General features: G+C 55.0%; 8 protein-coding genes. All 8 read left to right on the plus strand.

All coding sequences use genetic code 11. From position 1 onward, the window contains the following. Nucleotides 1-812, plus strand: an 812-nt coding sequence (locus tag ACR52_RS27130; protein ID WP_048731241.1) for a major capsid protein, incomplete at its 5' end; no start/stop codon positions are given. 86 nt (nt 813-898) lie between these two features. Further along, nucleotides 899-1,477: a tail tubular protein A gene (locus tag ACR52_RS27135; RefSeq protein WP_048731243.1), complete on the plus strand. Its 579-nt coding sequence runs from the start codon at nt 899-901 to the stop codon at nt 1,475-1,477. A gap of 24 nt (nt 1,478-1,501) precedes the next feature. Next, the gene (locus tag ACR52_RS27140; protein ID WP_048731244.1) at nt 1,502-3,886 is read left to right on the plus strand and encodes a phage nozzle protein; all 2,385 of its coding nucleotides are present in this window, start codon (nt 1,502-1,504) and stop codon (nt 3,884-3,886) included. Between the two features lie 25 nt (nt 3,887-3,911). Continuing rightward, nucleotides 3,912-4,349, plus strand: a complete 438-nt coding sequence (locus ACR52_RS27145; RefSeq protein WP_048731245.1) for a phage protein Gp13 family protein — start codon at nt 3,912-3,914, stop codon at nt 4,347-4,349. 12 nt (nt 4,350-4,361) lie between these two features. Then, the gene (locus ACR52_RS27150) at nt 4,362-4,958 is read left to right on the plus strand and encodes a virion core protein, T7 gp14 family (protein ID WP_053221264.1); all 597 of its coding nucleotides are present in this window, start codon (nt 4,362-4,364) and stop codon (nt 4,956-4,958) included. Then, a complete protein-coding gene (locus tag ACR52_RS27155; protein WP_048731246.1) occupies nt 4,958-7,183 on the plus strand; it encodes a hypothetical protein in 2,226 nt (741 codons plus the stop codon). Before ACR52_RS27150 ends, ACR52_RS27155 begins: the two co-directional genes overlap by 1 nt. 43 nt (nt 7,184-7,226) lie before the next feature. Continuing rightward, complete coding sequence (locus tag ACR52_RS27160) at nt 7,227-11,129, plus strand: transglycosylase SLT domain-containing protein (RefSeq protein ID WP_048731247.1); 3,903 nt, start codon at nt 7,227-7,229, stop codon at nt 11,127-11,129. 82 nt (nt 11,130-11,211) lie between these two features. Next, nucleotides 11,212-11,319, plus strand: a 108-nt coding sequence (locus ACR52_RS31930) for a phage tail fiber domain-containing protein (RefSeq protein WP_152687712.1), incomplete at its 3' end; no start/stop codon positions are given.

Genomic DNA, 11,319 nt, shown 5'->3' on the forward strand with positions numbered 1-11,319 from the left:
GTGAAAACCTGGATGACAAGCGCGGCGACATCAAACATGCCGAGAAAGTTATCACTATCGACGGCTTGTTGGCTTCGGACGTTCTGATCTTCGATATTGAGAACGCCATGAATCACTACGATGTTGGTGCTGAGTATTCGGCGCAACTGGGTGAGGCCCTGGCTATCGCTGCGGATGGTGCTGTACTGGCTGAGATGGCGAAGCTGTGCAACTTGCCAGCCGCTGCTAACGAGAACATTGAAGGCCTCGGCGCGGCAACTGTCCTGCCGATTGGTCTGAAAGCTCTGGAAGACGACTCTGAGGCGCTGGGTAAAGCGATCCTGAAGGCCCTCACCGTTGCCCGTGCGAAACTGACCCGCAACTACGTTCCCGCTCAGGATCGTAAGGTCTACACCAAGCCTGAATACTACAGCGCAATCTTGGCTGCACTGCTGCCTAACGCTGCTAACTTCTCGGCGCTGACTGATCCTGAGACCGGCAACATTAAGAACGTTATGGGCTTCGAGATTATCGAAGTTCCGCACCTGACTGAGGGTGGTGCAGGTGATGACCGTGACGGCACCAACCGCAAACACGCATTCCCTGCGACCACTGGCGGTGACGTACAGGTTGCCCTGGATAACGTTGTAGCTCTCTTCAATCACCGTTCTGCTGTGGGCACCGTGAAGCTGAAGGATATGGCTCTGGAACGTGCCCGCCGTCCTGAATTCCAGGCTGATCAGATCATTGGTCGCTACGCAATGGGCCACGGCGGTCTGCGTCCTGAAGCTGCGGGCGCTCTGGTCTTCGGTGCGATCCCAAAGACTAAGTAACCCTCCCGACTTAAAGCCCCTCATCCCGTTTTCTTAAAGGGTTAGAGGGGCTTTTTGTTTCCTGCAATTAACTTCAGGAGGGCCAAATGGCAAGCCTTGAATCATTCATTGAGTCCGACGATGAGCTGTCAGCAGTTAATGACATGCTTGCGGCTATTGGTGAGTCGCCTGTTAGTTCCCTGGAAGGGGACCCTAACGCCGATGTGGCGAACTGCCGTCGATTACTCAATCAAGTAAACCGCGAAGTCCAATCTAAAGGCTGGGCTTTCAATATCGAAGAGGACGCAACGTTAACCCCTGATAGTTTTTCGGGGCTCATTAACTACCTCAGCGATTACCTCAAGATCACCACGGGCAACTATTCAAATCGCGGCGGGTTTCTCTATGACCGCGCGGCGAAGACTGATGTGTTCAAAGACCCCATTACGGTTTCCCTGGTACGCCTTCGGGAATACCAAGAGATGCCCGAGTGTTTTCGCTCTTACATCGTCGCTAAGGCATCCCGCCGTTTCAATATCCGATTCTTCGGGGCTGGTGAGATTGAAGGGTCACTTCAAGAACAGGAGGCAACTGCCTGGGCTGAATGCCAGGAGTACGAACTTGATTATGGTAACTACAACATGCTCGATGGTGACGCATGGACTGGTGGCCGAATCTCCCGTTAATTCCAATAACAAGGAGGTCACTACATGGGTCTTGTTTCCCAAAGTGTTAAGAATCTTAAAGGAGGTATATCGCAACAACCGGACATCCTGCGTTTCAGCAACCAAGGCCAGCTTCAAATCAATGGGTGGTCCTCGGAAACTGAAGGTCTTCAGAAGCGTCCACCAACCACCTTTGTGAAACGCCTGGGCGCAGTGGGCATGTTCGGGGCAAAACCCCTTATCCACCTCGTGAATCGAGATGCGTCCGAGCAGTATTTCATGGTGTTCACAGGGCAGGGTGTGGAAGTAGCGGACCTCAAAGGGAACCGCTACACCGTCCGGGGCTACAACGGCTATGCAAACTGTGAGCATCCCCGCAATGACCTTCGATTGATCACCATCGCGGACTACACGTTTGTCACCAACCGCAACAAGCTGACCGCAATGAAAAGCACGCTGACCCACACTGACTACGGTTCGATGACTCGGCGCTGTGTGATCAACGTTCGAGGTGGTCAGTATGGGCGAACCCTGAAGATCCTCATCAACGACATTCAACTGGCAATCCTGAAGATGCCTGTAGGTGACTCTACAGCGGCCACGCCGCCCCAGGTGGAGCAGACAGACGCCGGTTATATCGCTACGCAGATGGCCGCACAGATCACTGCCAACGGTGTCCCCTACGGGATTACGGCACAGGCGGGTCAAGGCTGGATCGTGGTGACGGCGGCAAAGAACGACATCAAGACCGTGAAGACAGAGGACGGCTACGCCAACCAACTGCTCAATTCGTTTATCTATCAAGTCCAGACGTTCAGTAAGTTACCCGCGCAGTGTATTGATGGCTACCTGGTGGAAGTCACAGGAGAAGCCTCTCGCACAGGGGATAACTATTGGGTCCGCTATGACGCAGCGGGGCAGGTGTGGAAAGAGACAGTCAAGCCGGGGATCATTACCGGGTTCGAGCCGACTTCAATGCCCCACGCGTTGGTCCGAGCGGCAGACGGGCAATTTGACTGGAAGGCCCTAACGTGGCCTGACAGAACCTGTGGGGACGACTTGACGAACCCTATGCCTTCGTTTGTGGAGGCGACAATCAACGACATTTTCTTCTTCAGGAACCGCTTAGGTTTCCTCTCGGGTGAAAACGTCGTGATGTCCCGGACCTCGAAGTATTTCAACTTCTTCCCGGCCTCTGTCAGTTCCCTCAGTGATGATGATCCTATTGACGTAGCGATCAGTCACAACCGGGTGAGCATCCTCAAGTACGCCGTGCCGTTCTCCGAACAGTTGCTGCTGTGGTCCGATCAGGCTCAGTTCGTTTTGTCCTCCCAAGGGATCATGTCGACCAAGACGGCCCAGTTGGACCTCACCACAGAGTTCGACGTGAGCGATGGGGCGCGGCCTTTTGGCATCGGGAGGGGTGTTTACTTCGCTGCACCGAGAGCTGCCTACACGAGCCTCAAGCGGTACTACGCGGTACAGGATGTTAGCGACGTGAAGTCGGCTGAGGACATCTCTTCGCATGTCCCAAGCTACCTGCAAAACGTGGTCTATCACATCCACGGGTCAGGCACTGAGAACTTCGTTTCCGTCCTCTCGGACACCGAAGAGAACAAGGTGTACATCTACAAGTTTCTCTACCTCAAGGAAGAGCTGGTGCAACAGTCGTGGTCACATTGGGAGTTCGGTATCACCAACCGTGTCCTGTCGGCTGACTGTATTGGTTCCTACATGTACCTGCTCAATGAGCGCGTGGGTGTAGGTATGTGCCTTGAGCGTATCGAGTTCACAGCGGACACCGTGGACTACATGCAGGAGCCTTACCGCGCCTATATGGATATGAAGAAACTGATGATGCCTACGCGGTACGACGAGGATTTGAACGAAACCTATGCAAGCCTGGGCGACATCTACGGCGGTGTCCCTGACTCCCTTTCGGTGTTCTACACGCTGGACCCTAAAGGCGTCTTAGAGCGGCACACCTCGGACAACTGGAACGCTGACGATCGTATCAGGTTCGTGGGGAACCGAATGGGCACGACTTTTATCATCGGCCATGAATATGGGTTCCAGTATGAGTTCTCTAAGTTTCTAATCAAGCAAACAGCAGATGACGGAACGACCAATACCGAAGACATCGGACGCCTTCAGCTACGCCGCGCCTGGGTTAACTACGACTCTTCCGGTGCCTTTGAAATCAACGTGAACAATGGGTCCTCACAGTTCGTGTATGTGATGGCGGGTGGTCGTGTGGGTACTGAAGCGGTACTTGGTGGGCTCACGCTGGGCACGGGGCAGTACAAGTTCCCGGTGACAGGTAATGCCAAGGTTCAAAGCGTCACCCTTTCATCCTATGCCCCGGTCCCCCTGAACATCATTGGGTGCGGCTGGGAGGGCAACTACATGCGCCGTTCAAGTGGCGTGTAAGGAGATAACGAGCAAGGAGGAATCTATGCGATTGATTAAGGCCACTGAGGCCCATTTAAAGGCTGCTGCTGCAAACCTATGCGCCTCGGACCTTCAAGAGTTTCACTGTATGAAAGCCGGTCGAGACCCCCGCGATGTTCTCCCGGAAGCGATTGATGAACATGCCCAGGCAATCGTTGTGGGCTCTCTGGTCCTGGCTGTTGGCGGACATACAAACTTAGGTATCTGGTTCGTGACTACCAACGTGGTTCACATGCTGACCCGAGCTGAACGCTTTCAGTTTTACCGTCTACTCAAACAAAACCTTGAGCGGGTCAAGCAGCGCTCACCGAGTCCTAAAACCAACTGGGTTTCCGTGGACAACCACGCACACATCCGCTTGCTGACAAAGCTGGGAGCCTCCTTCAACGGAGGCATCTTTATGTCACCTGCCGGATTTGCCTTTAAACAATTCTGGCTATAGGAGGGCGGCGCTATGTGCGAACCCGTAAGCATCGGTCTGGCGGTTGTCGCCGTGGCTGGTGCGGCAATGAGTGCATCTGAAGGGGCCAAGGCTAAGGGCCAGATGACGGATAACGAACGTAAGTCGCAAAACGAAATCGTGAAGCAAGCCAACTTCGCGGAGAACGATCAGAAGCTTGCAACCGTGGATAAGCACGATGAGGCCCGCCGTCAACTCACAGAGGTGAATCTACAGGCCATCCGAAACCAAGGGATCGTCAACGCGGCCATCGGGGAGTCAGGAATGGCAGGCAACTCAATGGACCGCATTAAGAACTCTGTAGCCAACGATGCGTCGGCGCAGAAGATGAACGTCACCGAAAACTACGAACGGGACTATCAGGCGATCTTTGCGAATCGCGTGGGTAGCTCTGAGAACGCTAAGGCTGCTGTTCGTGGTGCAGGTGGCAACAATCGGAAGGTAAACAACATAGCGAATGCGCTGAACATTGTGTCTGCCGGTGGAAGTGCTTACGCGTCCTCGGGTGGCAAGTTCGGTGCGGGTAGTAAGACAGCTACACCACCAGCCGCTGGCAACAGTAAGAGCATAACCAATGGAGGAACCCGATAATGCCACCTAATTCAATTGCTCAGGCACTGGGCCAGTCCGCCCAGACCACTTCAGGCCGTCAAGCCTTCCGAGCGGGCTCAGGTGCTGGCTATCAAGCTGCTCGAATCGCAAGACCGGATGCCCCGGATAACTCCCTTGCGGATTCCATGCGGAACTTCGTGAGGGCTGGCGGTGATGTCTTTGGTTCCTATGATGCAAATCAGCAGGTCCAAGGGAAGGAGCGGGCTAACGAGATTATCCGTAAGCTGAACCCAGAGGAACGCAGGACCGCACGAGAACAGGGCGTTCTGTTGTATCAAGACGATCCTTACGCCATGCGCCACCTGAATGAACTGACTGGTAGTAATGCAGCGAATGAGCTGGATCAGGAAGTTCAGGGCATGGTGACGCGGGGTGAACTCAAGACTCGTAAAGAGCTTGATGAATACCGTGCGACTCGCTTACAGGAGGGCGCTAAGTCCTTCGCTGAGATGAGCGGGATCGACCCGGAAGACGGTGATTATCAGCGAGGTTTCAACGCCAGTATTACGCAACGTAACGCCGCAGTGGTGGATCAGTTTGGACGCCGTAAATCTGAAGAGTTCCAGGTCAATGCAGGCATTCAGTCCCGTAGTGACCTCGGCTCGCTTCTCTCTGACCCTGCCTTCATGCGGACCCCAGAGGCTGCAACAGTCATGGCTGGGTACATCAACAATGGCTTACAGACTGGAATTATTCCCACGACCTCAGCGGCCATGGAGTTATTGAGGGGCTCTCTTCAGGACGCAACTGCTCGTGACGGTGGGGTCTCACTCTTGGGCAACATCGGGAACCAACAAGTGAACATTGGCGGCCAGATGGTCAACATCACCGATGTGGTCGGCGCCGATGCTATGGAGAACTTCAAGGCCAAAGCGGCTCACTTCGAGCAGTCCACAAAGGCCGACCGAGTCGAGCAGTTTCACGGGAAGCTCTCGGGGATCATGGCGGGCACTGACACCGTTGGCGCTCTCTCAGCTCTCGATAAGCTCCACGCTCAGACTGTTGGTGCAACCCCTACGGACGTAATGACACCCGAACGTCAGGCCATCCTGAGCAGCCGTGAGCAGTTGCTACAGCGGCAACGTGTAGAGACCGCGAAGTATCAAGTAGAGGCTGTAAAGATTGGGCAGAAACAAAACCGCCTTGCTGCACTTGATGAAGCGTGGGGCCGGAAGCTCAATGGAGAGATGGTTTCTGTTGATCCGAAGCTACTGCCCACCAATGAGCTGACCGGGAATTTCACACCTGAGGACGAGGCGAACTACGCGAACCTCAAGATGAATCAGATTGCGTCCTGGGATCTTCCTGAAAACCAGAAGACCAACTTGATGCTTCAGTACGTCAAGGCTGACCGTAAGGACGGCCCCTTCAGAAAGATCATGGGTGAGTTTGTAGATGGTGCCAGTGCTGAATGGGAGGGTGCTGTAATCAGTGGTGCCACCCAGCAGAACTATCCGAAGCTCGACCGACTGCGAGAACTCTCAAAGGCTGACCCTGTGTCTGTTGCCATGCTTTACCCCGATAAAGCGGACCTCGTGGCGAAGCTCAACGCAATGGATCGTTACGGGATCGACATGTCTGTAGCCGTGGAAGCCGAGAAGGCTCAGAGCAAGCTGACCCGTGAGGAACGGAACGCTCAGGACAAGGATTATGCGTCCACTATTCGGAAGTCCAGGTCAGCAATGCAGTACATGCCTGCCGAAATGAGTGAGATGGCACTGACTATCTATAAGGCTAATTTAGCGCTGACAGGTAACGCTTCGGCTGCCAAGGATGCTGTAGAGACCTTCGTTGCAACTAACACCGCCCAGTTTAAAACCTCGGGCGAACCTATGGGGGCGATCTTCAAGACTGAAATCCTTATGGACCCTAACGATGTCACTTCGTGGAAAGCAGGGCAGACAGCCGTCCAGGCAAAACTTGATGCCTTCTCACAGGCCCATCCTGAAGTCGCAACGGGGGGCGCCTTCGTGGTCTCCCGGAATAGCCAGCTCTACATTCAGACTCTCAACGGTCGAGTGGAGCCTTTGCACATGCAGGACATTCGTGATGAGAACGCTCGCAAGGTCGCTCAGGAGCGTGAAGACGCCAAGCTGCGCGAACAGGCCGACATCAAGCGCTCGCAAGAGGGCTGGGAGAAAGACCCGATGTTAGTAGAGCGGCAAATCCGTGAATACAAACAGACCCAACAGAAACCCAAGTGAGGCCTTCGGGCCTCCTGACCCATTTTCTTAAAGGAGGCCAAACATGACCAAACTACATACAGATGAATACGCCGCTATCAAAGCCACAGGCACCCAATACGACAACCTGATTCGTTCAGCGGCTGAGTCCGAAGGTGTCCGCTATGACCTTCTGCATAAGCAGATTTACAACGAGTCCTCATTCAAGTCAGACGCAAAGTCCCCTACAGGCCCGCTGGGGCTCGCACAGTTCACCGAGGCCACCGGTCGGGCTTACGGTTTGATGTCCCCAGAGGATCGTTTAGACCCCTTGAAGGCTGTCCCTGCGATGGCCCGTCACATGCGGGACCTCATTGATAAGTATGATGGTGACGAACTGACAGCAGCCCTTGCATACAACCAGGGAGAGGGGCCGCTTGGGGCTCCACAGGTTTCAGCTATGCGCGCGGGTGACTTCTCGAAGCTTTCCGCTGAAGGCCGTGGATACATGGCAAAGTTGGCTGACGTTGCTGTGAGTAAACACTTGGACGCCTTCAAGAGCCTCACAGGTTCCTCTATGCCCCAGCAGGGCGCACTGGGTCTTACAGGTCAACCCGTCGAGAAGGGCGCAACCGTGGGGGAACTTGCCGCCGCTCAGGGAAAGCCGTTATCCGGTGATGTTGAGACCGGCGCGTGGGAAGGTACAGGGAAGGCCTCTAAGGCTGCTTTGGCTACGTCCGTAATTGGCGCGGCTTATCGTGGCTACGCTGAAGAAGGCGCAGACCTCGGGACGGTTGTCTCAATGATGCGCCCAGTATCCCGGATGCAGCACGATCCGATGACGGATGAGGACTTTGCGACCCTCGATAGTTACGGGGTTCAGCCTGAGTATTACCGCCAGTTTGCATCCGCTGAGCGTAGTGAGTGGGCCAAGATCCTCCCCACCGTATTGGACTCACAAGACTATCAACAGGACTTCAATACAGCCGGTTGGGCGGCTCAAGTGACGGGGGGGCTTGTGGGTGCCGCTGGGGACCCTACGAGTTACATTCCAGCGGTTGGCCTAACAGGTTCACTCGGCGCTCGTGTGGGGAAGGGGGCAGCTTATGGTGTGGCTACAGCAGTCGCAGGCGACCACCTCAGGTCTCGTGTGGTTGGTGGCGAGTCCCACTTAGCGGCCTCAGCAGCAGGCGGGGCAATTCTTGGAGGCGCTCTTTCAGGCGTCTTCGGGAAGAACATTCGCGTCACTCGTGGTAATGATGCCGCTGAGCATTTGGCTGACCCGTTCACCGGCCCTACGATCCGAGCAGAGGCGCGGGTACGTGCAGCCCAAGAGGGAGCGCCTGACCCAACCTTAATGCCGCACATTGAGGGCGAGCCCACTGCAAACGTGAACGGTGTTGCCCTTCAGCCTGTTCCTTTTGAACCCGGTGCTGTGCGTCTTCCTAATGGTACGATTCTCAGCGGTTCTAATCCTCTCAACCCGGTCACTGTTGCCCGCATGGAACAGTTTGAGCGAGCTGCTGGGGGGGCTCGCATGGGTGGTTTTACAGAGATTGGTCATACGTTGAATCGTAGTGAGTCCCCTGAAGTCCGTGATATTGCCGGTCAATTGTTCCGGCCTCCTACAGGCACCGTTTCGGGTTCCAATGGACGCTTCGCAGCTACTGCAAGTGACATCATTGAGCGTGAAAAAGGTCAGGACAATGTGAGCTATCAATCCCTGACTGAGCTTGGAGATGCCGTTATGGGCTCTAAGTGGTACTCAGCGTTGCCGGGCTCACGTACTGAGGCTCAGCAGGTGCTTGACCGCCGAGCTGTTGAGGCTCTTGAAGATTCAACCGGGGCTGCACGGGCGTCATTGCGAGCTGAGGAGCGGGCCTACATGGACGCTATTGGGGCGCATACAGAGCGTAAGCATGACAGCCTGACCAACCCGGCGAAGTACGGTAATAGCAACGCTGTTTCCTTGCTGGACTCCACACGCCATCAGGGGCATTACTTTCCGAACGTCTACGACCGTGGGGCGTGTGTGCTGTGGTCGGAACGTCTGGGCGGAACAGATGCACTGCAAGATGCCGTCCGGGAAAGCATGTTGCGTAGTTACGCGGGGCGGCCTGCTACCCGTGCCCGTGTGGATGCTCACATTACCGACCTGCTGAATGCTGAAGGTGTCCCAGTGACTCCGCAGGCAATCGCTCAGCGGGTCCGTGAGTATGCGAGTGCAAAGTCCTACGGGATCACACAGGACAACTCTCTGACTACGCAGGCCTTTGACATCACACAAGGGCAGTTCGGGGGCAATATTGCCGACAACAACTTCCTGAAGGGGCGTCACCTCTTCGACTCTGACGTTCCGGTGTCAACACCACACGGTGACTTCTCGGTGAACGACCTGCGGGACTTCTCGGTGGGCCGCATTCTTCAAGCATACGACCGGCGTGTTAACGGTGACGTAGCGGTGATGGGCTCAACTGGCCGGACTGTAGGGGATCTTGAAGCCCAGATTAAGGCGCTCCCTGATGGCATCAAGCCGGATGAACGTGCTGCCTTTGATCAGGCGCTTAAAGTCCTCACAGGGCAGGCCCGCCGCGATACCCCTGAAGGTGCCTTGGCGACTGTTGGGCGGGCACTCAATGACACCGCTTTCACGCTCAAGTCCTTCTTCATGCCCTTTCAGAACTTCACTGAGATGGCGGGGCTTGTCTCGCGTGGCTACGTTCACATGCTTGGTCACAACATCCCAGCCTACAAGGACTTGATCGCAGGGAAGTACAACATGACAGGGGAGGGGCTTAACGACCTTCATGCAGGTCTCTTTGGGCGTGAGCTTGACGGCTCCATCGTACCTGCCCGCATGGACATCATTGAGCGTCTTCGACAGCAGGGTTCCAATGAGGCTGTCGCTCAAACTGTGGGTTCCCTCAAGTGGGCTACAGGTGCAATGTCTCGGCGTTCCCCTGCTGGCTACATGCTCCCCGAGACCACCAACCATCTCCTTGATGCGGGCCGTAAAGGCATCCTTGGAGACATCGTTCGGCACACCCTGGCAGGCGGTAAGAATCCGTTCGATACCATGTTGGTCTCTGAGTCTTCGTTGCTTCGTTCTGCGAGCATCACACCGGCTCAGTGGGATGGCATTAAGGACCTTATCAGCAGCTCTATGGTTCGTGATGCTGAAGGTAAGTATTCGGTTAGGGATATGGCTGCATTCCAGTCAGACCCACGCTCAATGCATCTATGGCGTCTTGCTGACCGCATGGCTGACGAAGTTGTTATTCGCCCACACAAGGTCTCCAACCTCGACACTAAGGCTTACGGTGTGGGCGTCAAGATGCTTATGCAGTTCAAGAGCTTCCTTGTGAAGTCTCTGAATGAGCGCCTTATGCGTGGGATAAATGAAGCCCGCATGAACGGCCGTGTGATGGATCAGACCTACACAGCGGCTCTGTCAGCTCTTGCAGGCGGCAGCTTCTATGCATCTACGGCGTACTTGAAGGCTCAGATGATGCCGACTCATGACCGTAAGCAGTATCTGAAAGATGCCCTTGACCCCAACATGATTGCCTATGCGGCACTGACTCGTGGGTCTTACCTCGGGACACCTTTCGGCTTGGCTAACATCGCTGCGGCACCTTTGGGTTTTGATCAGGCTGCAATGGTGAGAACTTCGATTCTTCCCGAAGCTGCCCGGAAAAAGGACCCGAAGGAAAAGGCGTGGCTGTATGGCTTGAGTGACCTCGATAAACCCGGTGAGGTTCTGACGGGTGCCTTAAAGCAGGTCCCGGTAGCGGGGATGGTTAGTAGTGCTGCCCAAGTGGGTTACAACCTTTCCAAACTTGCAGGGACCACCAACAGTCCCGACATGTCCCAGCAGTACCGCACAGGCATCTTCAATGGGTTCCGTGGGTTGGTTCCCAATGACCCTGTAAGCCAGCGGGCAACCGTAGAGATGTTTGAACGGTGGGGTATCGACACCACGAAGTAGGTCTTCACGCAAAAGTACCCACTATAAGCAGATGTCACCACGAGTCTGCTTTCTCAAATTCATAACTCACAAGGAGGACTTAATGGCCGCTCCAAAGACAGTCCTTACGTACCCACTTAATGGTGCGCAAAGAGACTTCCCTATTCCGTTCGAGTATTTGGCTCGTAAGTTTGTCGTCGTGACCCTTATT

This window comes from Pseudomonas fildesensis (assembly GCF_001050345.1).
Taxonomy (GTDB): domain Bacteria; phylum Pseudomonadota; class Gammaproteobacteria; order Pseudomonadales; family Pseudomonadaceae; genus Aquipseudomonas; species Aquipseudomonas fildesensis.